The 24,988-nt window shown below is 37.4% G+C and carries 23 protein-coding genes and 1 riboswitch; of the genes, 5 read left to right on the forward strand and 18 right to left on the reverse strand.

Annotation, left to right across the window (positions count from 1 at the left end; genetic code table 11):
- Positions 1 to 53: 53 nt before the first annotated feature.
- Entirely contained in the window at positions 54 to 1,598 is a 1,545-nt protein-coding gene (locus EWU22_RS10935) for an OstA-like protein (protein ID WP_109323359.1), read from the reverse strand.
- Positions 1,599 to 1,650: 52 nt separating this feature from the next.
- Between EWU22_RS10935 and tilS the strand changes: the two genes are divergently transcribed.
- Positions 1,651 to 2,985, forward strand: coding sequence for a tRNA lysidine(34) synthetase TilS (tilS, locus tag EWU22_RS10940; protein WP_130925583.1), 1,335 nt, complete (start codon positions 1,651 to 1,653; stop codon positions 2,983 to 2,985).
- 107 nt (positions 2,986 to 3,092) lie between these two features.
- On the opposite strand, the gene EWU22_RS10945 is transcribed toward tilS, so the two are convergent.
- The 15 genes from EWU22_RS10945 to EWU22_RS11015 form a co-directional block, all read right to left on the reverse strand.
- Complete coding sequence (locus EWU22_RS10945) at positions 3,093 to 3,869, reverse strand: alpha/beta fold hydrolase (RefSeq protein WP_130925584.1); 777 nt, start codon at positions 3,867 to 3,869, stop codon at positions 3,093 to 3,095.
- A gap of 71 nt (positions 3,870 to 3,940) precedes the next feature.
- Positions 3,941 to 4,912, reverse strand: coding sequence for an SRPBCC domain-containing protein (locus tag EWU22_RS10950; protein ID WP_130925585.1), 972 nt, complete (start codon positions 4,910 to 4,912; stop codon positions 3,941 to 3,943).
- A complete protein-coding gene (locus EWU22_RS10955) occupies positions 4,902 to 5,234 on the reverse strand; it encodes an ArsR/SmtB family transcription factor (protein WP_109323363.1) in 333 nt (110 codons plus the stop codon). The genes EWU22_RS10950 and EWU22_RS10955 overlap by 11 nt, the downstream gene beginning before the upstream one ends.
- A 333-nt stretch (positions 5,235 to 5,567) precedes the next feature.
- Positions 5,568 to 5,822 (reverse strand): Trm112 family protein, encoded by a 255-nt coding sequence (locus EWU22_RS10960; protein WP_109323364.1) that lies wholly within the window; start codon positions 5,820 to 5,822, stop codon positions 5,568 to 5,570.
- 3 nt (positions 5,823 to 5,825) lie between these two features.
- Positions 5,826 to 6,452 carry a thiamine phosphate synthase gene (locus EWU22_RS10965; protein WP_130925586.1) on the reverse strand — a complete coding sequence of 209 codons (627 nt, stop codon included), beginning with the start codon at positions 6,450 to 6,452 and terminating at the stop codon, positions 5,826 to 5,828.
- Positions 6,449 to 7,504 carry an AIR synthase-related protein gene (locus EWU22_RS10970; protein ID WP_130925587.1) on the reverse strand — a complete coding sequence of 352 codons (1,056 nt, stop codon included), beginning with the start codon at positions 7,502 to 7,504 and terminating at the stop codon, positions 6,449 to 6,451. Before EWU22_RS10970 ends, EWU22_RS10965 begins: the two co-directional genes overlap by 4 nt.
- The gene (locus tag EWU22_RS10975) at positions 7,504 to 8,226 is read right to left on the reverse strand and encodes a class I SAM-dependent methyltransferase (protein ID WP_130925588.1); all 723 of its coding nucleotides are present in this window, start codon (positions 8,224 to 8,226) and stop codon (positions 7,504 to 7,506) included. Before EWU22_RS10975 ends, EWU22_RS10970 begins: the two co-directional genes overlap by 1 nt.
- 66 nt (positions 8,227 to 8,292) lie before the next feature.
- Positions 8,293 to 8,383, reverse strand: a riboswitch (TPP riboswitch).
- A 151-nt stretch (positions 8,384 to 8,534) separates the two neighbouring features.
- Entirely contained in the window at positions 8,535 to 9,443 is a 909-nt protein-coding gene (gene porD, locus EWU22_RS10980) for a type IX secretion system protein PorD (RefSeq protein ID WP_130925589.1), read from the reverse strand.
- Positions 9,444 to 9,467: 24 nt separating this feature from the next.
- Entirely contained in the window at positions 9,468 to 9,785 is a 318-nt protein-coding gene (locus tag EWU22_RS10985; protein ID WP_109325079.1) for a DNA-directed RNA polymerase subunit omega, read from the reverse strand.
- Positions 9,786 to 9,841: 56 nt separating this feature from the next.
- Positions 9,842 to 10,732 carry an outer membrane protein assembly factor BamD gene (locus tag EWU22_RS10990; protein ID WP_130925590.1) on the reverse strand — a complete coding sequence of 297 codons (891 nt, stop codon included), beginning with the start codon at positions 10,730 to 10,732 and terminating at the stop codon, positions 9,842 to 9,844.
- Between the two features lie 39 nt (positions 10,733 to 10,771).
- Positions 10,772 to 12,529 carry an ABC transporter ATP-binding protein gene (locus tag EWU22_RS10995; protein ID WP_130925591.1) on the reverse strand — a complete coding sequence of 586 codons (1,758 nt, stop codon included), beginning with the start codon at positions 12,527 to 12,529 and terminating at the stop codon, positions 10,772 to 10,774.
- 3 nt (positions 12,530 to 12,532) lie between these two features.
- Complete coding sequence (locus EWU22_RS11000; protein WP_109325080.1) at positions 12,533 to 12,685, reverse strand: FeoB-associated Cys-rich membrane protein; 153 nt, start codon at positions 12,683 to 12,685, stop codon at positions 12,533 to 12,535.
- A 7-nt stretch (positions 12,686 to 12,692) separates the two neighbouring features.
- Positions 12,693 to 13,493 (reverse strand): inositol monophosphatase family protein, encoded by an 801-nt coding sequence (locus EWU22_RS11005; protein ID WP_130925592.1) that lies wholly within the window; start codon positions 13,491 to 13,493, stop codon positions 12,693 to 12,695.
- Positions 13,493 to 15,622 carry a carboxy terminal-processing peptidase gene (locus EWU22_RS11010; protein ID WP_130925593.1) on the reverse strand — a complete coding sequence of 710 codons (2,130 nt, stop codon included), beginning with the start codon at positions 15,620 to 15,622 and terminating at the stop codon, positions 13,493 to 13,495. Before EWU22_RS11010 ends, EWU22_RS11005 begins: the two co-directional genes overlap by 1 nt.
- Positions 15,623 to 15,640: 18 nt before the next feature.
- A complete protein-coding gene (locus EWU22_RS11015) occupies positions 15,641 to 16,417 on the reverse strand; it encodes an FKBP-type peptidyl-prolyl cis-trans isomerase (protein ID WP_130925594.1) in 777 nt (258 codons plus the stop codon).
- Between the two features lie 240 nt (positions 16,418 to 16,657).
- On the opposite strand from EWU22_RS11015, the gene atpA reads away from it, so the two are divergent.
- Genes atpA through hflX form a run of 4 tightly spaced genes read left to right on the forward strand, consistent with a single transcriptional unit; the run spans position 16,658 to position 21,295 of the window.
- Positions 16,658 to 18,238: a F0F1 ATP synthase subunit alpha gene (gene atpA / locus EWU22_RS11020; RefSeq protein ID WP_109323374.1), complete on the forward strand. Its 1,581-nt coding sequence runs from the start codon at positions 16,658 to 16,660 to the stop codon at positions 18,236 to 18,238.
- Between the two features lie 14 nt (positions 18,239 to 18,252).
- Positions 18,253 to 19,134: an ATP synthase F1 subunit gamma gene (gene atpG / locus EWU22_RS11025; protein ID WP_109323375.1), complete on the forward strand. Its 882-nt coding sequence runs from the start codon at positions 18,253 to 18,255 to the stop codon at positions 19,132 to 19,134.
- A 4-nt stretch (positions 19,135 to 19,138) separates the two neighbouring features.
- A complete protein-coding gene (locus EWU22_RS11030; protein WP_130925595.1) occupies positions 19,139 to 19,963 on the forward strand; it encodes a DUF2911 domain-containing protein in 825 nt (274 codons plus the stop codon).
- Between the two features lie 60 nt (positions 19,964 to 20,023).
- The gene (hflX, locus tag EWU22_RS11035; RefSeq protein WP_130925596.1) at positions 20,024 to 21,295 is read left to right on the forward strand and encodes a GTPase HflX; all 1,272 of its coding nucleotides are present in this window, start codon (positions 20,024 to 20,026) and stop codon (positions 21,293 to 21,295) included.
- Between the two features lie 192 nt (positions 21,296 to 21,487).
- On the opposite strand, the gene EWU22_RS11040 is transcribed toward hflX, so the two are convergent.
- Both EWU22_RS11040 and EWU22_RS11045 read right to left on the reverse strand, forming a co-directional pair.
- On the reverse strand, positions 21,488 to 22,753 hold the full coding sequence (locus EWU22_RS11040) for a hypothetical protein (protein WP_130925597.1): 1,266 nt from the start codon (positions 22,751 to 22,753) through the stop codon (positions 21,488 to 21,490).
- Position 22,754: 1 nt separating this feature from the next.
- Entirely contained in the window at positions 22,755 to 24,983 is a 2,229-nt protein-coding gene (locus tag EWU22_RS11045; RefSeq protein WP_130925598.1) for a sensor histidine kinase, read from the reverse strand.
- Between the last annotated feature and the right edge of the window lie 5 nt (positions 24,984 to 24,988).

Consider the following 24,988-nt stretch of genomic DNA (forward strand, 5'->3'; position numbering starts at 1 on the left):
AGAAAAAATGAAATAGGTCAAATGGTACATTATAAATGACCAAAGGCCCAATTTTAAGGATTTTTAACAATTGGAATGGATATTTCCGGGGCATTCACTGTTTCCATCAGCTTTTTATAAGTCACCTTTTCGCTAATACGCCAGCGGTATCCATCTAAAACCTGTAGATCATCATTCCATTCTTTTGGGGGAACAAACCTCGCCTCGGGCTTGGTGATGAAGGTAATACGCTTGACTTTATTTTCTTCAAAAAACAGATTCATCCTACTACACTCTACCCGATTCAAACCTGTAGTCACTTTTTTGTCGTCCATGACATAATATATACTTTCCCCATTTCCTTCCACATTCACTCGCCGCAATTTAGAATCGTCATTAAAAAAGACCCAGACCTTCCGACCTTTAATTTGATTATAATGTGAAGCCGAATCGGCTGATATCACAAATGAATGTCCACGCAAGCGCATTTCTTTCAATTTCTGATTGACCATATATAAAGAAATCGAGTCGGCTGTAGATTGGGAATCATTCGTCCATATGATGGGCTTTTGATAAAAATGTATCACCGAATCTCGCATATCGTATCCCAAAGAATCACAACGGGCGGATAAATCTGATTTATAGATTTGCACATGTTTGTACGCATAAAGCTTCCGAACAGAATCCTGTTTATTATCAAATGAAACTAAGGTATCGGCTGTCAAATACAAAGTATCTTTTTCCATGATATTACGCATCAAAGCATGGCCATACACTCGGGTTATACCAGTTTTCCCATTGTATCGACCATTTTTTCCTGTCAAAACCACTTTATCCTTTTGACTTAAGAATTCCACATTTCCTTTGGCAACACCTATTTTGGTAGGACTATCATAAAATAAGGTATCGGCAGTCAAGGTATAATCTTCCATTTTGGCGGTAGATCTACCTGTAAAATTGGAGACTTTTGTTTGAGTATTATAAAAACCCGACTTTGTATAAACGGTATCCTTCTTGTTGATAATTTCTGTTGGACAAATAAAAAATGCCTCTTTGGTCGCCGTATTATAGCGTAAAGAATCTGCCTTCAAGGCACCACCTTCTTTATCCGACACCCTGACTTTCTCTTTAAACAAAAAGTTTTTGGTCACAGTATTATAAAATCCCTCCTTACTTGTAAGCGTCGTTTTCTTATCCAAAATCTTAGCTCCCGTATGATAGACAGCCATTTTTGTATTCATGTCATAGTCTAACTTATTGGTATTCAACACAATGGTATGATCATCCAATTTTACTCGGCCGATCATATAGGCTTGCCTAAGGTCTCCATTATACAAAGCTGAATCACCTGTAATAGTGACTGTATCTGCCTGCACAATCTTCACTCGACCATAGGCTTCCACATTATTGGTACTGCTATTCAATATCGCTTGATCACAAGATAAAATGGTAGTTCCTTGACGAAGGACCACCTTCCCGATCAATTTCTTAACCATGGCAGATTCCACCTGCATACCATTTAAGCTATCCGCAGAAATTACTTGTACTTGACTTTGGCACCAGGCCAAGGCAGGTAAAAGCAAGAGAAACATCAGGAAAATGAGCGATTTATAACGCATGTTGAAAGCGAATCGTTAATTTCGTGGCTTTATCACGCAATTTACCATTTTTATGCTGGAAGATTTCATCCAATTTATCCGAAAAGAGAATTTATTCCAGGCCGATCAAAAAATTTTGTTGGCTGTTAGTGGCGGAATTGACTCTGTCATCATGTCCAAACTGTTTTCATTGGCCAAATTCAATTTTGGAATTGCGCATGTCAACTTCAGTTTAAGGGGTGAGGAATCTTTGGCAGATGAGGTATTTGTCAAAAAAATGGCCAAGACCCTAAAAGTACCCTATTTCACCATTTGCTTTGATACGAAAGCCTTTGCAGAAAAAGAAAAGCTCTCTACTCAAATGGCTGCCAGAATCTTGCGTTATGATTGGTTTGAGGAGATTCGTCAACAAGAGGGCTATGATTATATAGCTACAGCGCATCACCAAATGGACAGTGCAGAAACTGTCTTGATGAATTTGAGCCGAGGTAGTGGCCTAGCTGGATTTCATGGAATACCTATTAAAAATGGAAATATCATTCGGCCGATGGCATTTGCTAGTCAAGAACAAATATTTGATTTTGTGGTAAGTCACAAATTAGCTTGGCGAGAAGATTCATCGAATGCTTCGACTAAATACCAAAGGAATTTTATTCGACATGAGATTATTCCCAAGTTCATCGAATTAAATCCACATTTTGAGCAAAGTGTAGCTCAATGCAGTGCCAACATAGCTTCCATCGAAAAATGGATGCAGGCTGAATTAGTGCTTTGGAAACATGAGCGTTGTAAGACAGATGAGGCAGGAAACGTCTTTGTGCAATTATCAGGATCAAGTTTAGCAGAAAAAGAACTAGTGATGCGACAACAATTTTTGTTGACTTATCATTTTAATACTGATAATCTGGCTCATATTTTGGCAGCGGATGAACTACAAGTGGGCAAGCTATTTGAATCACCTAGTCATATCTTGAATATTGACCGCCAACAATGGGTACTGAGTCCCAAAGACCAATCTGAGTTTAAGCCGATTTTGGTACAGGAAGAGGATGAAACTGTGGATTTAGGGAATCATTTACTACACATTGATTTTGGAGAAAATGAAAAAGGATTCACGCCTCCTATAGGTTCACATGTGGCTTGTTTGGATGCAGATACTTTGCATTTTCCATTGGAAATCAGAAAATACCAAGAGGGGGATTGGTTTTGTCCACTGGGCATGAACCAAAAGAAATTGATTTCTGATTTTTTGACCGATAAGAAAGTACCTTTAAACTTGAAGAAAAACGTGCAATTAGTCTTAAGCAAAGGTTCTGTGGTATGGGTGATGGGCCATCGGATTGATAACCGCAATAAGGTAACGGATAAAACGGAAGGCTTGTGTATTTTGACCATGGAAAACAAATAGGTAGCTTCAGGAGCCTCAGCCACCATATAATGGTGAATCATTTTCGGTGATTAAGATGCTTGATTGAGAGCTGATTGACTGATGTATTATTATACAGCTATAATCGACTAATTTTTATTCAAGAACTTTTCCATTAGAGGTACTGCCAATTCACTTTCCTTAAATTCAGCATTCAATGTGGTTACTTCTCCAATGTATTCGCCATGTCCACCAGGAATGATGGCTAATTCAGAATTGGCTACTAATCGATGTAACTCCAAGGCATGTTCAGGTGAAATGATATCTTTGTCACCAATAATGATTAAAGTTGGAGCTTCAATAGTAATCAATTGTTCATCTGGGATATCGATAAAATGGACCATTCTTTTGGCATCTCGATCATGCATGATTTGCAAGTTATTGGGATTTGATGCCACTTGAATGTACCCTTCTTTCAAAGCTGCTGGCATATTATCCAAATGAGCATTTGACATAAAGTCCCAAAACCAAGCAGGGACTCCATGTCTTTTTGCCAATACCGAGCCTAAAATCAATTTATTAACCAAATTTGGATGACGAATTGCTACTTGTAAAGTGGTAGTTCCTCCATTGCTAAAACCCAAGAAATCAGCCTTTGGAATGCCTAATTGCATGAGCAATTCAGCTATATCATCTGCATCTTGTTCAAACGAAAGATCGGAATTACGATCATTTGTTCGACCATGGGCTTGCAATTCTAAGGCAATTACCATACGGTTTGCAGCAAACAATGGAATGATTTTTGCAAAATTAGTATGTATGGTAGAGCCTCCTCCATGCACTAATACCAATGGCTTACCTTGACCATGTATTTCATAATACATAGTTAATCCATTCACAGAGGCATAAGCTTTTTCTACATTCATCGGAAATAATGCTAAGAAGTGAAACTAATTTTAATTCGGCTAATTTCTAAGATATTCAAGTCAATCGATATCTATTCGTTGGAATGTTGAAAGTTAATCATCCAATTAATTCCATATTGATCGGTAAATTCTCCAAAATAGGCACCAAAAAACATATCTGCCATAGGCATGGTAACATGGCCATTTACAGAAAGTTCACGAAACAGTCGATCAGCTTCTTCTCGGGATTCTGGCTCTAGACAAATGTGCATATTATTTCCTTGAGTCATGTTAAAGCCCATTTCTTTGGGAGCATCTGTTCCCATCAAAATATGATTTCCTGTAATCGGTAATTCCACATGCAAAATCATTTTCTTGATTTCCTCAGCCACAGGTGGATGCTCTGAACTAGCTGGAATATCACCAAAACGTTGAATACCTTTGCCTATAAACTCAGATTGGAATACTTGTTTATAAAATAAAAACGCTTCTTCTGTTTTACCATCAAAATTCAGGTAAGTACAAACTCTGGCTTTCTTGCTGCTTTTGTTTTGTAGACGAAGCATAAATTGGGCTTCCAAATATTGATCCAAATTATCAATAGCCATGGAAAATCCTTCTTTAAAGCCAACCTCTACCACTTTTTCTAGGTCTTCCAAATTTTCATATTGGATAGTAATATCAATGTTGGTTATTGCACCATTTTCACTAAAAACATTTGTCCAATGGGAATTAGGAAATTTAATACCCACATTCCCATTTTCATCGCAAAAATTATCAATATAAGAATAGCTGTTTTTAGGATCAATGGTAATATAATCCGCTTTGCACCAATGTTTTTCATCTTGTGGACTGATCATACAGTACAACCAGCTTCCATTTTCTCTAAAATCCATTGATTTGGTTTTAGTTTGATAGGGTTTAGGCGCCCACCATTGATCAAGAATCTCTGGATTAGTCCAGGCTTCCCAAACGAGTTCCAGGTTAGCATTAAATTCGCGTTTTATACGGATGGAATTGTTTTCTTTATTGACGGTAAAGTCAAAATTTAAGTTACTGTTCATTTTTCTGTGATTTTAGAGTGGCTAAAACTTCATCCAATTGATTAAACTTGTTTTCCCATATCTGGCGAAACTGATTTATCCATTGGTCTATTTCTTTCATTTTATTTACTTGCAATTGATAATAGATTTCCCTCCCCTCTTGTTTTTGGCTGATTAATTCACATTCAGAAAGAATGCGTAAATGCTTGGAAACGGCTTGTCGCGAGGAATCAAAATGTTCGGCAATGGCATTTGGTGTCATAGCTTGTAAGGCAATGAGTGTGATTATTGCACGACGAGTGGGATCAGCAATGGCCTGAAAAATATCTCTTCTGGTATTCATTATGAAACTATTTGATTGCAAATATATGCGCAACCACTTAGTTTCACAAAAAAAAGACTAAATTATTTTGAAAATAAATGGGGGATAAACAAGATGGTTGCCGAAGAGGTCATTGGCAAAATTCTGGAATCTACATATTATCAGTTTATTAAATTGAGAATATCAACAACTTGAATAATTGGAGAAGCTAAAAATCATGATTTCCCTTAGATTTGTCAACTTTTGAAAAGTTGACAAATCTATACGAAAAACTACTGAAAAACTGTTGAAATACTGCTGAAAAACCTATTTGAAAAATCTATCGGAAACAGCTTTTCAAGTATTAGTCGACGCTTACATCAATCGAAAGTTATCCGAAACTTTTTCTTTTGTCAAACGTTCCAATAAGGGTTGTTCCAATTTGAATTCGCGGTATTCATCAGGACTCATAATTGGAATACCTGATACAATTGGGTAAACCCGCTTGCAGGAAGAACAAACTAATACTCCCTCAACGATATTCTCTTGAATATCTTTTGTAATAATTGTCAATTGTAAATCTTCCTGATCAAATGGACAACAAAGCTTATTAATAGTTTCTAATTTCATCGTTTATTTTTTAATATTCAGTTGGTATTTTTTTATAGCCTCTCGCGGCTGATCTGAACTCATGATTCCTGAAACAAGAGCAATCCCTGCGTAGGGTAATTCATTCAATAAATCCAAATTTTCAGGTTTAATCCCTCCTGCCAAATAAATAGGAATAGAAGTCATTTCACTTGCTGCTTGAACAACATCGAAGCGTACTAAATCACAACTATTGGCTGTAGATGATGGAAACATGGAACAAAATGAAATATAATCAAACCCATTTTTCTTCGCCTCTTGAACCACCGACAAATCATTATTGCAGGTAATTCCCCATAATATATCCTGAGAACAAGCTTGTTGAATCTTTTGAATATCTGCGGGTATCTTATCCCAATGTACCCCATCTAACTGCGTTAATCCCAATAATTCCCACTGATTATTGATTAGTACAGGGATACCATTCTGATGACACATTTGAATGATTTCTTGAATCAACCCCAGTTTCGTATCGTCTAGCTGAAAATTATCCCAAATCTGCACAGCGGCGATTTCTTCTTGAATAATCTCATTTAGCTTATTCAATAATTCTACCTTGTCCATTGTTATATCCAATATCAAGTAAATTCCTCCTAGCATTTCTTTTCTCATTTCCAGCCTGCATTAAATGCTTTAAAATATGCTACCCAGTAAGGATCTGTCTCCGTATAGGTTAGCACTTTACTTTCGTCGTTTTCCAGTAGAGTAATTCCTTGCTCCTGAGAACATAGCTCTCCTACTTCTACGCAGGGTATATTACTTTGTGCCAATCGTGCAATTACTTGATTGGCTGATTCTTTTTCACAGGCAATAAGCATTGATCCTGCACCTATGCAATAGCGAGGATCTAAATCAAATACTTGGCAAACACTGGCTTGAACTTCATGAATTGGTAATTGATGATGACGAATAATAGCACCATTACCTGATGCCATAGCCATTTCATAAATTGCCCCAATTACCCCACCTTCCGTAACATCATGCATGGCTGTCACTTCCATGAACTCTTGGTTTTCACCTACAGCACATAAAGCATCAGACAAGGATGAGGTTTGATAAAATGATTCGCATGCCAAAAGATGGATTTCGTTCCCTACATGATTCTTGACTGTTTGAGGAAAACTCATAGCAAGAATGGCACTAGAAGATATCGCACAGGATTTAGTCACCAACAATACATTTCCTGATTTTGCCTGTTTTGACAGGCGCAATTTACTTTTGGGCGCCACAGTCAGTAAAGTTCCACCTCCTGCTATGGTCGAGTTTTGCCCTTCGATAAAACCGGTATGTCCTCCCGTAATAGCTATCTTAATATCTGAGCAAAATTGATGGATGTAATCCCAATAGATTTGAAAATCACTTTTAGAAAATGTAGAAGGAAGATTTAGGACAAATTGACCGTACATGGGAGCAAATCCCGTAGTAGCCATATCATTCGCCATTAAATGAACAGAAAGCCAGGCAGATTCTTGTAAACCCAAAGATGGAATTAATGATAAGGGGTCACTCGTGAGTGCTAAAGCCATATCTCCTGGCAAATCAATCATGGACACATCAACACCAAACTGCGCTCCTGCCCTTACTTCATTACGAGGATATCCACATTTATTGAAAATTATTTGTTCAAATAAATGATGTTCTAGCTTACCCAGTTTCTCGCTCATTATTCTACGTCCTTCAATTGAATATATAAACCAAAGAAATCACCAAAAGGTAAACTCCACTGTTGTACAGGAAACCAAGAAGGAAGCCCAGTACAAGTCCAATGAATCGTATATTCTCTACCAGCTAAGGCTTCATGTATAATTTCAGTCAATCTAGCTGGTGTATAAAAGGTAGCTGTTAAATAAAATGGATTTTGGCCAAAGAGTTCTTGAACTCGACGTCTGACAACTTTGGTTGAATTTCGGTTCATCATTCCCATGGCAACACCATACTTGGCAACTCGAGCAGCTTCGCGGATTACTTTTACGGGATCTTTATAATATTCGAATGTGGTAATAAAAGCCAGTGAATCGAAAGTATGATTCTTGAAAGGCATGTAATGAGAATCTGCCATCACTAAATCTCCACCAAACAAATGCTTAGCCTGCGATAGCATTAAAGGGGAAATATCCCCACCGGTGGCTTCAATCCCAATCTCTTTCCACCAACGGGTAAATCGAGCTGTACCACAACCGAATTCCAATAATGTTTTAACTCGTTTATCACTGGAAACGAGTTGTTCCATGACTTTTTTTTGCCAAATCTCGGCTCGCTTATAACGTCCCTCATACCATTGTTCATAGCTATCCGTATGCTCGCGATTAAAAAACCACTCTGGCCTGTTTTGCCAATTTTGTTGACTTAAGGGAATTAAGTCGGTTGAAAACTTTTCTATTTCCATCTTGATTTATGTATAAAAATCAAAAGCTCCACCCAATTGTATATACCAATGGATGGAGCTTGAAATAAAAATCTTCAAAGGCATCCCTACGTTGGCATTATCCAAATCAGGTCTCGGGTATCATCTCAGCCTTGTACAGGCACCCCGTGCTTTATTACACTCAAATATATCAATTAATTCATCAAATGTTGTCTTGAGTTAAAATAAATGATCCTTAGATTTGTCAAATCTTGAAGATTTGACAAATCTCCTCCCAATGGAATTAGCATAACTGGTTAAACGAAGAAATTCTTTGAAATGAAAAATTGCTACCTAATCAACTTCCTATACGTCTCCGTACGGATCGGATCCAATAAACTTAGGTAGGCAAAGGCCTGTTGGCGCTCGCTAGGGCTAGCCTCATCCATGATGGAGAAGATTTCATCAGCCTTGGCATCAAAGAAAATACGTATACTGGCCGCACCTGGGCGAATTTGATTAATTTGTCTGATTTGATTCAACAACTCCAGGATACCTTTACGAGTCTCATCTGGCTGATCTTTATAAGTATCCAATAATAATCGATGATACGTATAATTTACCTCACGAATACCTTGTAATTGCTGATTCATTAAACTCTCTGAAATGGCTACCCGACTACGTACATCACTCACAACACCCCAACCTGTACCAGATGTCTGAGCCAAATTAGTCAAGTTAAATAACTTCTGCGTAAATACATCGCCTCCCATTTTACCAAAAGAATCATATTGATATGCACAGGCCAAATACGCGTAATAGGCTAACATAGCACCTAAATTCTCAATGTAAGAATTGTCATTGTAGGTCAATGGCATGCCCAATAAATACTTGAAATTAAAGTTCTTGTCAATGATGTTCAAGACGATTGTCTCATATGAAGTCCCAAAGACTGGTCGCAAAACTTGCACACGGGCATTTGCTTCAAAGTCACCTTGAGAAGTGGCTTTCGTCAAAAGCAAATTGATGTTCACTTTGATTTTTTCTTCAGGAGCAAAATTGTCATTGGACCAACGTCTTCCATTCAGGAAGTCTTGCATTGTCCTTTGTAATTCTGGATAGATTTGATTGCTTCCTCGCTGCTGATCGAGCTGTAATTGCTCTGTATTGATGGTCACCGTTGCTTGTAACTCCTGGGCACGAAGTCCCCAGGAAGTTAGCAACAAGATTAAGCTCAGAAAAAAGGGAGTAGATTTCATGGTTAGAAATCAAACGAAATAAAATTATTTTTCGTCTGTACCTTCTTCACGGATACGAAAATCAACTTTATCAGCCATAAAGTCGTCGATAGCTAAAGCAGATGGCTTAGGCATACGCTCGTAGTATTTTGAAATTTCTATTTGCTCGCGGTTCTCAAATATCTCCTCTAAATTATCTACTGAAGATGCAAACTCAGAAAGTTTACCTGATAATTCTTCCTTCATCTTACTAGAGATTTGACGCGCTCTTTGCGAAATAATGGAAATTGATTCATATACATTTCCCGTCTTTTCGGCAATTTTATCTACATCACGGGTGATGATCGATGGGTTTGTTTGGATCTTAGACATCTCTATAAATTTAAGATTGCAAATTTAGACTAAATTTTTGGTAAAAACTATTGAGGACTCGTGGCCAATTTGGAGGTTTTTGCCTTCTCTTTTTCCACTGCCGCCTTGTACTCATCTTCCAACTTAGTGATACGAGCTACCTCCTCGACACTTTTCGTGTACATCTTCTCAGCTAATTTTAAATAATTGCTGTTTGGATATTTATCCACCAACTCCAAATAAAACTTGGAGGCGTCAGAATAACGTTCTTTTTGTTTCATCTCAATGGTGCTATTCGCCAACTCAAATTGAGATAAAACCTTCAAATAAGCCATTTCCTCATTATAATCTGAATCTGGAAAATCACGTTGAAAGTTGGTAATTTCTATCACGGACGACTTCAATGTAGCAATATTAAAAGGAGATGTTTTATAATACAATCTCGCTTTTTCATAGGCTTTACGTTCTAATTTCTTACGTAATTCCCGAATGATATTACTACACTCTTCTTTAAACTTCGTATCAGGGTAATTATTTAAATAACTTTGAATCTCGTTGATGGCAGACAAAGTCCCTGTTTGATCCAAATTGTAGTTAGGAGAATCTTTATATAAAGCAAATGCCGACATATAGATCGCCTCTTCCGCATATTCACTTCGGGAGAAAACCTCTGCAAATTTCTTGAAATGAGAATTGGCCAGTGTATAATTACCTGTATTAAAATCGCAATAAGCTTGATAAAAAGTAGCTAATTCTTGAGTAGAATCTCCTTTCAACAAGGGTAAAATCTCATCAAAAAGTATTCCCGCCTTAGCGAAATCTTTCTTTTTGTAATAATCAATGGCTGCCTTATACTTGGTAGGCACGCTGGCACTCTTACGGAATTTCTCAAATTTCCCACAAGAACTTAAGCCTATCACGGCCACCAAAAGAATCAATCCTAAATTTTTCAACTTCATAAGAGCGCAAAGATAATCATAATTGTTTGTACGTCCGAATTAAACTGCTTTACTAAATTGTAAATGATATAATTGAGCATACAAACCATCCTTTTTAATTAAATTATCGTGGTTCCCCCGCTCTTTAATCTCTCCTTTTTCCATCACCAAAATCTGGTGGGCATGTCGAATAGTAGATAAACGATGAGCAATCACGACGGCCGTGCGGCCTTTCATTAAAGTAGCTATAGCTTCCTGAATCATCAATTCCGTTTCAGTATCAACAGATGACGTGGCCTCATCTAAAATAATAATCTTGGGATCATGCACCAACGCACGTACGAATGAAATCAATTGTCGCTGGCCCACACTCAAGGTTGCCCCTCTTTCCATCACTTGATACTGATAGCCATCTGGCAGAGACATGATAAAATCATGCACTCCCACCGCTTTGGCAGCCTCCTCCATCTTTTCTTGAGTGATGGATTCATCTCCCAAATTGATATTGTATGCAATTGTAGAACTGAACAAAAACACGTCTTGTAATACTACTGCTATGTTTTTACGCAAACTTCCAATTTCATAATCGGTCAAAGCAATACCATCAATCAGTATTTGGCCCGATTGACAATCGTACATTCTACTTAGTAATCCTATGATAGAAGATTTACCTGCACCTGTTGCACCCACAATCGCTAAAGTCTTTCCCGCCTCCACGTCGAAACTCACATGTCTCACTACCCATTCTGGCTCATTATAAGCAAATGTCACATCTTTGAATGCTACATTTCCTTCCAACTTATCGGCCAAATGCGTCCCATTATTTTGAATGTAATCTGTTGAATCCAGAAGTGTCAAAATCCTCTCTGTAGAAACAATACCCATTTGTAAGGTATTGAAACGATCTGCCAGCATTCGAATGGGTCTAAAAAACAAGTTGATAAACATGATGAAGGCCGTCAAAGTACCTACACTTTGCTGTTCTTTCAAAATATAGGTTGAAGCCATCCAAACGACTAAACCCGTACCCACAGCAGCAATCACATCCGCAACTGGGAAATAAACGGAATATGCCCAAATACTTTTAATATTCGCATCACGATGCTCCTTATTAATTTCCTGAAACTTAAGCATTTCCCTTTTTTCGGCATGAAATAGTTGCACAATCATCATCCCCGAAATATGCTCTTGGACAAATGAATTCAAGTTAGCAACAGCTAAACGGACCTCATTGAAGGATTTTTTGATATGTTCTTTGAAAATGTAAGTGGACAAAACCATGAAAGGTACCGTTGCCAAAATGATTAAGGTCAAACGCCAATCTGTATAAAACATGACGCCCACAATCAAAAACAATTGCAACAAATCACCCGCAATGGATGCTAAACCTTCAGAAAATACATCGTTCAAGGTTTCGATGTCCGAAACAGTCCTAGTGACTAAGCGTCCAATGGGCGTAGCGTCGAAGAAGGCCAAACGTAGGTTGATGATTTTTTGATAAAGGGTCACTCGAATGTCTCGAATCACAGTTTGACCCAAATAACCGGCCAAATAACTGGTGGAAAACTGTAAACCTGTTTGAAGAAATAACACTCCCAGCATGATGAAAAACATGCGCAATAAATCTTGGATGCGTGCCACATCCACATAATGGTCAAGTGTGTAACGGATCAGTAATGGAACTACAGGAGAAACGCCTGCCATGCAAAGAATCAGAAATACCAACAACCAAAAACGGAATTTATAAGGTAGTATAAACCCATAAATTCTGCGAATGATGTGTAAATCGACTATTTTACCGCTGGACGTCTCTTTCAAAGCTTAAACGGGATTATTGGTTTCCGTAGGCATGGCTGAACAAGTTCCGCAACCTTTAGCGCAACCAACTTGTTTGGAAAAAAACATCCGATAGACCAATCTCCCCAAATAAAATAGTGCTCCAATAAATATAAGACTGATAATGATCGTTTCCATGAGCATATTAGTTTTCCCAATGCATTTGCAAAGTTCCTAAAAATTCTTCAAAAATAGCCCCTGCTCCAATAATTTGACCCGTAAATACCACATCAGGACCACCCGTAAAGTTGGTTACCTTCCCTCCTGCTTCTTCAATGATGATTTTACCAGCAGCTACATCCCAAGGTTTCAAATTAGCTTCAAAGAAGCCTTCAAACCGACCGCAGGCAGTATAGGCTAGGTCTATGGCTGCAGCGCCCATTCTACGTAAACCATGACTTTTCTGCATGAGTTCCTTTAATAAAGTCAAATACTTGTCTTGGTAAGAAAAATCATGATATGGAAAACCCGTGGCTAACAAACTCTTTTCCAAGGTTGGCTGAGAGGAAACCTGAATGGGCAAACCATTCATATGTGCACCTGCTCCTTGAACGGCATAAAATAACTCATCCCGATTAGGTTCATAAATCATGCCTAACACCGGTTGTTTCTGATAAATCAAACCGACAGAAACTGCATAAATAGGCAATTGATGCAAGAAATTGGTAGTACCATCCAAAGGATCAATCACCCAATAATAGCCATCTCCTACATCTGAAAAATCGGACGCAGATTCCTCGGCAATAAAACCCGCCTCGGAAAAAATAGCAGCAAGACCTTCTTTCAAGCGAACTTCAGCAGTCTGATCGACAAAAGAGACCAAGTCGTTTTTGCCCTTATATTGTATTTGTTCAATCGCAATCTGATTCACCATGGATTGTATCCATTGGCCAACTTCTCGAACCAGAGGTAAGGATTGTTCTAATATTTTCTCTAAATCAGCCATTATTTCTTTGCAGAAGGCTTGGCCGCTACTTTGGTAGGTAGTGGACCTAACACCCAGTCTGCCAATAGTTGTTGTGTTTCTTTTAAATACACATCTTTTGCATGCTTGTCTGCTGTGGATGCTTTTTTATCTTTATCTCCTTCTGGAGTATCAGCTGCTGAACCTGCAATATTATCCATCACAGCTTGCGACTCGTCTGGCTTTTTCTTTTGATCATCTAACTCCTTCTTACGCTTGTCGATTTGTAAGGAAATAGAATTCAATTCCTTAATTTTCTTCCAACGCTCAAAATCATCTTTCAATTTGATCAAATCTGGTTTCGATTTCAAACGTGCTTGGAAGCTCGTCTGCATTTTATTAATTAATCCTGGATTGATATTAGAAGTAATTTGATAGTTGGTTGGAGAGATCATATCCCATGGCAATGCACTCGGTTGAGAACTTTCCCCGAACTCTTCTGCTGAAAATGCCGAAGGCAAAGCAAAGTCAGGACTTACTCCTTTGTGCTGAGTAGAGCTACCATTAATACGATAGAATTTCTCCAAGGTAATTTTCAATTGACCTACTGGCTCCTTCTCATTATTCATGTAATTATCTAAATCTACCACTGACTGTACGGTACCTTTCCCATAAGATTGTTCTCCTACTATGATCCCTCTCTTATAATCTTGAATAGCTGCAGCAAAAATCTCAGATGCAGATGCAGAGAAACGGTTAATCAACACCGCCATGGGGCCATCATAAAATTGCTCTGGATCTCTATCAACTTCCTGAGTAATCTTACCGTCGGATTGTTTTCTTTGCACCACAGGACCTTTAGGAATGAATAAACCTGTTAAATCCACTGCTTCAATCAAAGAACCTCCTCCATTATTACGCAGGTCAATGATCAACCCATCTACACCTTCGGTCTTAAACTCTGTCAAGAATTTCTTCACATCCGCCGAAGTGGATTTGAAATCCGATTCTCTTTTACGAGCCCCTTCAAAATCACGATAGAACATTGGGATAGTAATTAAACCTAATTTGATTTTCTTATCCCCTTGGTTATAGGTCAAAATTTCTTTTTTGGCCGTTTGCTCTTCTAACTTGATTTTCTCGCGGACCAAACGCACTTCTGTTCCCGGAGAACCAGTACCAGCACCCGCAGGCAATAATTTCAAACGAACCACCGTGTTTTTCGGCCCACGGATCAACTTAACTGCATCGTCAGTAAACCAACCAATTACATCCACATAACTGCCATCATCTCCTTGAGCCACACCAATGATGCGGTCTTTGGGATTGATTTGTTTACTTCTAAAAGCAGGACCACCTGGAATCAAATCTTGAATAGTCACATAATCTCCTTCCAAACGAAGTGTAGCACCAATGCCTTCAAAGCTTTGTGCCATGTCGGTATTGAATGCCTGAGCTGTCCGCGGAATCATATAAGAGGTATGCGGATCAATGCTTTCGGTATAAGCATTCATGAATACTTGAAAAACATCTTCCGAACGGGTACGTGCCAAGTATTTTTCGGAACGCTTATAACGCTCTTTCAGCTCACGCAAGGCTGTGGTATCTGCTTTTCCTGATATTCTCCAATCCAACAATTGTCTTTTCACGTCTTTGCGCCAAAAGTCATTGAGCTCTTCCTTAGAAGCCGCATATTTGACTTTTTCTCTACCTGGCTGATACGTTTCATCCACTGTAAAATCAGGTATTTTCTGTAAGATTTGATCAATATAAGCATAGCGCTCCTTCATGCGCTGCTGGTAACGATTATAAATGGCAAATGCTGAAGTCAAATCCCCTTCGTTCAACTGATCGTCGATGGTCAAACGGTATTTCTCCAATTCATCAATATCAGACGCAAGGAAGAAAACTTTGTTAGGGTCTAATTCTTTCAAATAGGCATCGTAGATTTTGGACGACAGCGAGTCGTTTACTGGGATTTTACGGTAATGGTAATTACTTAAGATACCAAAGACCAATCGCTCTACTTTGCGCTGGGTTTCTGTGGGTTGTAAATCACCTTCTTGGTAAACAACCGATTTGGTTGAAGGGAAGGTTGTTTGATTTTTGCCGTGCAAAAACAATACCACCAAAAGTGATAGAGGGATTAAAATAGGCAGTATCTTTTTCATATACCGAGGTGCGTTATGTTATTTTTCGATAGCAATCAATTCAACTTCAAATATTAAAGCAGAGTAAGGTTTGATGGCTGCTCCACCACCTCGGATACCGTATGCTAATTCTTGAGGAATGTACAATTTCCATTTAGAACCTACAGGCATCATCTGCAATGCTTCTACCCAACCAGGAATAACACCTGATACAGGGAAAGAAATTGGTTCTCCACGATCCACAGATGAATCAAACACGGTTCCATCAATCAGAGTTCCATGATAATGTGTTTTAACCTTGTCGGATGAAGTAGGCTTGGGACCATCTCCTGCTTTGATGATTTGATATTGCAATCCGCTAGGTGTCACTAGAACGCCTGCTTTCTTTTTGTTTTCAGCTAAAAACTTTTCCCCAGCCTCTTTATTTGGTAAATATTGCTTGGCACCTTCTGCCATTTGTTTTTCCTGATTTCGCATCATGAAATTATTCACTACTTTTTGGCATTCTTGTTCGCTGAGGCTTAAAGTGTTACCTTGTGAAGCTGCAGCAAAACCTTTGGCTACGGTTTCAGGATTCAAAACCACATTTTGTGATTTGAAATTTTGAGCTACTAAAACTCCAACGGCATATGAAACGGAATCAATGGTGCTGGCAAAATGCGCCCCTCCATGAGGAGTTGCTTTTGCTTTAGAAGCTGGAGCAGCAGATTTAGTTGCTACTTTCGCTTTGACAGCAGGTTTTGTCTGAGCAAAAGTGGAAAAAGATAGAACAGTTAGTGAAAGAATAGTAGTTATTCGAACCAATGGAAATTTCATAGAATTTATTAATATAGTCAAACAAAGCCTCTAAGATACAGAAAAATGGCTCTTTCTCAATTATTTTAACGCCATTTAACGGAACTGATATTGACCTAACGGCTAGTATCTAAAAAAAGTCTTATGAATTCATACATTTTTTGCAATAGTTATGGGAATATTGAAATTTCATAACTAATTTTGCACCCGAAAATTTAGTTCAAAATAAGTATTTAACATCCCAGAAAACTCCATTTTAACATGGCATCAGTAAGACCAGACGAAGTTTCAGCCATCCTTAGGGAGCAATTATCTCAGGCTAAGACCCAAGCAGAATTAGAAGAAGTAGGTACCGTACTCCAAGTGGGTGATGGTGTAGCTCGTATTTACGGGTTATCCAATGTACAAGCAGGTGAGTTGATCGTTTTTGAAAACGGACTTAAAGCATTGGCATTGAACCTAGAAGAAGACAATGTGGGAGCCGTATTATTAGGCGAATCCACTTTGGTAAAAGAGGGCGATACCGTAAAGAGAACCAAGTTAATTGCTTCGGTTAAAGTGGGTGATGGCATTTTAGGTCGTGTAGTAAACACCTTAGGTGAGCCTATCGACGGAAATGGTCCTATCACTGGAGACTTATATGAAATGCCATTGGAGCGTAAAGCACCAGGGGTAATTTTCCGTCAACCTGTAACTGAGCCTCTTCAAACAGGTATCAAAGCAATCGATGCCATGATTCCAGTAGGACGTGGTCAGCGTGAGTTAGTTATTGGTGACCGTCAAACAGGTAAAACAGCTGTTTGTATCGATACGATTATTAATCAAAAAGAATTTTACGATAAAGGTGAGCCTGTTTTCTGTATCTATGTAGCCATCGGTCAGAAAGCTTCTACCATCAAACAAGTAGAGCAAACATTGCGTAAAGCAGGTGCTATGGAGTATACGGTAATCGTTTCGGCGAGTGCGGCTGATCCAGCTCCGATGCAATTCTACGCTCCATTTACTGGTGCAGCGATTGGTGAATTCTTCCGTGATACAGGTCGTGCTGCTTTGGTTGTTTATGATGACCTTTCTAAGCAAGCCGTAGCTTACCGTGAAGTGTCCCTATTACTTCGTCGCCCACCAGGACGTGAAGCATATCCAGGTGACGTATTCTATCTTCACTCGCGTTTATTGGAGCGTGCTGCTAAAGTGAATGCTTCAGATGCTATTGCTCAGTCGATGAACGACTTACCAGATTCTATCAAGCACTTGGTAAAAGGTGGTGGTAGCTTAACAGCTCTTCCGATCATTGAAACTCAAGCGGGTGACGTTTCTGCATATATCCCTACCAACGTAATTTCCATTACTGACGGTCAGATCTTCTTGGAGTCTAACTTATTCAACGCAGGTATTCGTCCAGCGATCAACGTAGGTATCTCGGTATCACGTGTAGGTGGTAACGCACAGATTAAGTCGATGAAGAAAGTAGCAGGTACCTTGAAATTAGATCAAGCTCAATTCCGTGAATTGGAAGCTTTTGCTAAGTTCGGTTCTGATTTGGATGCTTCTACTAAATTAACGATCGACCGTGGTCGTCGTAACTTAGAGATGTTGAAACAACCTCAATTCTCTCCACAACGTGTAGAAGATCAAGTAGCGATGATTTACTTGGCTACTACAGGTAACTTGGATAAAGTACCAGTAGAGAAAGTACGTGAATTTGAAAAAGATTTCATCCAAGTATTACGTGCCACTGAAAAAGCAACTTTAGATGCTTTAGGAGCAGGTAAATTTGATGATACCTTGACAGCTACACTGAAGCGTGTAGGAAATGAAGTAGCAGCTAAATACGCAGTTTAAAAAATTAGAATCGTATGGCTTCCTTAAAAGAAGTAAGAAATAGAATCGTTTCAGTTAATTCGACGCAACAAATTACCAAAGCCATGAAAATGGTTTCGGCAGCGAAGTTGCGTCGTGCCACTGATGCCATTGTCCAAATGCGCCCTTATTCGAAGAAGTTATCAGAAATGATTGCGACAGTATCAGGACGTACGGATGCAGGGAAAGAAAATCCATTCACTGAAGTACGTGAAATTAAAAACGTATTGATCTTAGTAGTAACTTCTGACCGTGGTTTGTGTGGTGCTTTTAATGCGAACATTGGTAAAGCAACCATTGCTTTAATTCAACAAAAATATGCGGCTTTGCACCAAGCAGGTCATGTAACGGTGATGCCATTGGGTAAAAAAGGGGGTGAATATTTGGGTCGTAGAGGCTACAAGCTAAACGCCGATCACCAAGATATTTACACCAAATTGAATTTTGGCAATGCCCGTTTAATTGGTGAAGAAGTATTGAATGGCTTTGCTGAGAAACAATACGACGTCGTAGAAATCGTTTTCAACGAATTCAAAAACGTAGCCACTCAAATCATTCGTACTGAACAATTATTGCCTTTGCAAGAAAGCAATACTGGTGAGGTGAAACCTTCTGCTGTGGATTATATTTTTGAACCATCAGAAGCAGAAATCATCAATGAATTGATTCCAAAATCCATCAAATTGTCCATCTTCCGTGCTTTGTTAGAGTCCAATGCTTCTGAGCATGGTGCTCGTATGACAGCTATGGATAAGGCAACAGACAATGCTGGTGAATTGATCAAAGCTTTGAAATTAGAGTATAACCGTTCACGTCAAGCCGCTATTACCAACGAAATCCTAGAGATTGTAGGTGGTGCTGAGGCTTTATCTGCTTAGATTTATGAAAAAGTTACTATTGTTTTTGGTATTGACGGCATTAGGAATGGATGCGAATGCGCAATCGTTCAAAGTCCCTACTCCTAGTCCATTGCAAACGATTAAACAAGAGTTTTCTTTATCATCCGTAGAGATCACTTATTCTCGTCCTGCCCTACGTGGCCGTAAGATTTTTGGTGATATCGTTCCTTTTGGAAAATTATGGAGAGCGGGTGCTAATGCTCCTACCAAAGTAACATTTGGTGAAGATGTGAAAATCATGGGCAAAAGCTTGAAAGCAGGTTCATACCAATTGATGATTAATCCTTCAGAAAAATCTTGGGAGATTATATTCAACAAAGGAACAGACGGTGTTTTCAATTACCACCCAGAGGAAAATGTATTGACAGTGACAGTTCCAACTGCTACTTTACAATACCCTATGGAATCTTTGGCATATCAATTTGAACTAGTTGCAGCCAATAAGATGTTCATACAGATATCTTGGGAAAAGACCTTTGTATCTATTCCGGTAGAAACAGAGATTGATGCCAAGATTGCTGCTTCCATTGAAAAAGTGATGAGTGCTGATACTAAACCTTATTTTGAATCTGCTTCCTACTATTTTGAAACAGGACGTGATTTAAACAAGGCTTTGGAATGGGTAACTAAAGCTACAGCTTCGGATCCAAGTGCTTTTTGGGTATTCTATCTTAAAGCGAGAATTCAAGCGAAAATGGGTGATAAAGCGGGTGCCAAAGCAACGGCTTTGAAATCCATCGAATTGGCGAAAGCCGCAAAAAATGATGATTACGTAGCGCTTAATGAGAAATTAATTAAGGGCTTATAAAATAGAATCGCTTAATTTGAAAAAGCCTTTCTTAACGGGAAGGCTTTTTTTAGCTTATATATGGGAGAAGAAAAGGGTTATAGTACAGATAAAGAGCAAGAAACCGCCGTCTTAGTGGCCGTAACTACTCAAAAACAAAATGCACAGCAAACGGCTGAGTACCTAGCCGAACTTGCTTTTTTGGCCTCAACATCTGGGGTTCTGACCTTGCAAAGTTTTACTCAAAAACTAGCCAAGCCAGATAACCGTACCTATGTAGGTAAGGGAAAATTGGATGATGTGATTCGCTATGTGATTGACAAAGATGTGGATATGATCATCTTTGACGATGATTTGTCGCCCTCTCAAGTAAGAAACATTGAATACGAGATTTCATTATGTGGTAAGGAGATGAAGGTCTTGGACCGAAGTCTGTTGATCTTGAACATATTTGCACAAAGAGCTAAAACGGTACAAGCCAAAACTCAAGTAGAATTGGCTCAGTACCAATACATGCTACCTCGTTTGACCCGCATGTGGTCTCACCTTTCCAAGCAACGTGGTGGGGTAGGTATGCGTGGTCCAGGAGAAAAGGAATTGGAAACTGACCGTCGTATTGCCAATGACCGCATTGCCTTTTTGAAGGAGAAATTGGAAGCTATAGACCGACAAACATTTACCCAGCGTAAGAACCGCGACCGCATGGTGCGTGTGTCATTGGTGGGTTATACCAACGTAGGGAAATCTACTTTGATGCAAAAATTGGCTAAGGCTGAAGTCTTTGCTGAAAATAAGTTATTTGCTACGGTAGACTCAACGGTACGTAAAGTAAGTTGGGAAGGCATTCCATTCCTTTTGACCGACACCGTAGGTTTTATTCGTAAACTCCCTACCCTGCTGATTGAATCCTTTAAATCTACTTTGGATGAGGTAAGAGAAGCGGATATACTCTTACACGTCGTTGACATTTCCCATCCAAATTTTGAGGAACAAATAGAAATCGTTCAAGGAATATTGAATGAAATGGGTGCGGGCGATAAGCCAACCATCCTAGTATTTAATAAGATTGACTTATTCCCAGTGGAAGACGTTTTCTTTGAAGGTGCAGCCTTGAATGAGGATGGAGAACCTGAATTGAGCAAGATGGATCGAGTAACTCAGTTCTTGAAACAGACCCACTGGCAAACCAATCAACCTAAAACTGTCTTTATTTCGGCTGAGCAAAAAAGCAATTTGAACGAATTGCGTGAAACCGTCATGAACCTAATCAAAGATAAGCACTACCAAATCTTCCCGAACTGGCTAAGCGGCAATCACTTGATGGGACATAGTGATGAGTATGTGCCGGAGTAGGTATTGGGAATGTAGAATTGGGATATTACTCAGTTTTTATAATTTTCGAAGAATAAGCTTCCCCAAAGCTGCAATTTTTCAATAATTTGAAATCTGAATTTCATTTGAAAATATTTTAATTAAAAGTTTGATGCGATTATTAAGAATATACTTATTTTAGCTATAAGTGTAACTTAAAAATTCCAATAGCACCTATTTTAGATTGAAAAATCTAAGGCTTTGAGGAATTGATGGCACACCTACCCTCCCTATATATGCCAAATATCTTTGGCGTAATTGATAAATATAAGGCGAATTTAGCTTAAAATCAGATCTCTTGTTTTCAAATTCTACTTTAGATTTAACCATTAATGACGTTTCAAAATCAATTAAAGCAGACAAATTATGTTTATCAGCTTCAAATGGAAATGAAGGCAAAATATGAACTTTTATATTTCCATTATTGAACTCTTTAACTAAATCCTTCAATTTCCCTTTTAACACTTTATTCCCTAATTCATCTGTTTTAAATGAATTTGATTTCAAAGTTTCATAATCAATTTTCTCATACTCTCTTTTCTTCAAATATTCATCAAACTTGTTCTTGTTAAATACGAAAAAATCTAAATTAGTCTCTTTTTTATTATTTATATCACATTCAGGAGTAAATAGAATAGCATACTCTTCATTGGTAAATTTAAAAATATCACCAGTCATCAAAGGAGCATTATCAACTAATTTTGTATAATAAATCCTATTATAAAGTTGTGCTAATGACTTTTCTTTATTTTCATCACTAATTTCATTTAAACTAGCAGATATCTTTAAACCCTCTATTAATTGTTCATTTTGAATAATTGATTCATTTAATAAATTTTGAAAAACTTGAATCACTTCCGAATTTGGGTCTCCTCCATCTTCTTTCGCAGTTAAATATATATCTTTTATCCAATTTGGATCCGCTTGTTCCAGCTCGGTAAAAATAGCTTGGGCAGACTGATTAATTGCTTGACTCCATACAAATGGTACAGATAAATGTTTATTTTTTTCTTCAAAATCTTTAATTCCTAAACTTATTTTATCAAATTCCAATCCAACATCATTACTAGAATCTTTTCTCTCAAAAAAAATCTTGCCAGGATACAAAGACTCTAATTCATTTTTAATATCAGTAGAAATATCATTCTGAGAATAAACATATACCAGAGAATAAATTTTACTAGCTTTCAAAAAGTTATACGAAGTTTCATCGGGTAATATGAAATCAGTCTCATCACTCTCCTTTTCACGTTCAAAATTCCAATCAAGAATCAAAGCTTTAAAAGTTGAAATAGATCTAATTGTTTTTTCAAGAATTTTCAGATTATTAATAGGTAAAACAGAAAAAGTTCCATCTGAATTGAATTTATGAAACAGCTCGTTTTCAAGCCTATGGGAATCAAAAATATGGTCATCCACAAATAGAATAACTCCTTGCATATTATTGTTCTTGATTGAATTTGATTATAAAATTGGCTCCTGTTAAGAGCTTGTCCATTCCTTCTTTTACCACATTTATTTCTCCATCAATTCGAAGGAGTATTTCCCTTACAATATACAGTCCTAAGCCACGTCCATCAGATTTTAATGAGAAAAATTCATTGAAAATCATAGGGATAATTTCTTCTCTAATTCCTGGCCCATTATCTGCAACTACAAAAGATTTATTTGCTGAATTTAATTTAATAGTAATTTCCTTACTCCTTGTTTCATTCTTACTAACCCAATAAACTGCATTGTCAATCAAGTTTATAAGAACTTGAAGAATAAGCCCTTTATTAGTTTTAACAATTATATCATTATCCTTAATTATTCTGATATTTATTTTTCCATCTATCTCCCTCCTAAAATATTTTAGAACTTTTTCAACACATTCATATACACTTATATCTTGAATTGCCTTTCGCTGGTTTTTAAAAAGTGGCTGTATTACTTGCATTTCATCGTAAACAAAATTCAAATTTTCATCCAATTCAATAAGGAATGAAATTAATTCTTCATTATTATAATCTAAGTTTTTTGCTTTAACTCTAAAGTCTTTTACATTCCCTCTCATCTTTGACAATAATGTTAAAGCATCATGTGAAGCTTTTTCTACTGCCATTCCAAGACCCGCCAAATCTTCAACTGTAATCATACGCTCATTCATAAGTACATTATGCTTTTGAACAGTATCCAAGAATTTATTGGCCTTTTCAAGAACTTCCCTATTATCTATTTTTTCAAGACTAGATTTAAAAGTATTAAATGAATTGAGGACTATTTCATTAGAATCCTTAAATGACCTTTCTTTTATAACATTCAATCTGTTTTCATCTATTTTTTTCTCAAGATTCAATACTTGAGTTACAGCAGTAACAAGTGTTTTAAAATCTTCATATGCACCATCAATATTCATCATTCCTTGACGATTCGTCGAATCTTTAAGTAGGGGATTCTCCTTTTCACCTTGACCAATATATACAAATCCTGTTAAATCATTATAACTAATATAATCACCTGCTCTCACCCGAGCTCTTAATTTATCTAATTCTAACCAATCATATCCTGGTTCCCCAAATGGATAAACACGTACACCATCTCTAAATAGGTAAATAAAATTCTTTTTTATAAATAATTCAATTTCTTTAGTTAGAACCGTCTTATCTCTATTTTTAAGATTAAATGCATAAAATGAAAATTTAAATCCACCACACGTTGGAGTTCGATCGTTTTCAATAAACCATTCTTCTATTGTTTTAGTAGGATATTGAAATTGATTCAATGATTCTTTATTTAAAAGATTTACCCTTCTCTTTAATTCTCTTTTGGGAGCAGTTGACCTATAAGTGAATTCTAAAATACCATCGCTTGAAACGGAACCAAACATAGTGTATTGTGCCCTCTCAATTATATCACTAAATGTTGTAATGTCAGTTGGTGTAAAATCTTTTTCATCAAGATAAGTTGTAACTACAAAGTCTTGCTTAAATGCAATCTCTAAATTTTCTGCATTTTCATCGATTGGAGGTAAGAGACGTTGAATAGATTTATATAATTCGTTAAGGTCTGAATTATTCCATTTCTCTCTTAAGTTGTAAATTCTAACTAAAGTCCCTTTCTCTTTTACAATTTCAATAGGAGGCTCATTTACAAACCATTTATTATTAACATCTTCTAAAAGCTTATAATCAGAAGGCCCTTGATTAAATAAGTCAGCTTTTTCAGGATTGAATTCAGTAAAATCCATTTCAAGTTTAATTTCATTATTACCTTCAGATTTAGTATATAACTCTATTTTCTCTCCTAGTTTATGAATTGCAAATCGCCCAATTCCTTTCTCCCCTTGAATAATTCTTCCCCTTTTCGTTTTATTCAGTTTATTTTTCTTCTTATCTAATTTATTAGGAGTTGCAGGTCTCAACCAAATATCTGTTATTGTCTTTAGAGTCATGCCATCTCCATCATCCTCTATTTCAATATATGGCTGTTCTTTTTCCGTTAAATATGTTTTACCATAGTTATTTAAATTAAAAAAACGAACCTGAACATTTTCAGCGTCTGCATCATAACAGTTTTTAACTACTTCAATAACAGCTACTTTCTTATCTGTGATTAACTGATCACCTATGATATTCATTAACCTTGCATAAGGTCTAAATGGCTCAGAATTTGATTTAATTATTGCCATACTTT

Source organism: Aquirufa nivalisilvae (assembly GCF_004307455.1).
GTDB classification, from domain to species: Bacteria; Bacteroidota; Bacteroidia; order Cytophagales; family Spirosomataceae; genus Aquirufa; species Aquirufa nivalisilvae.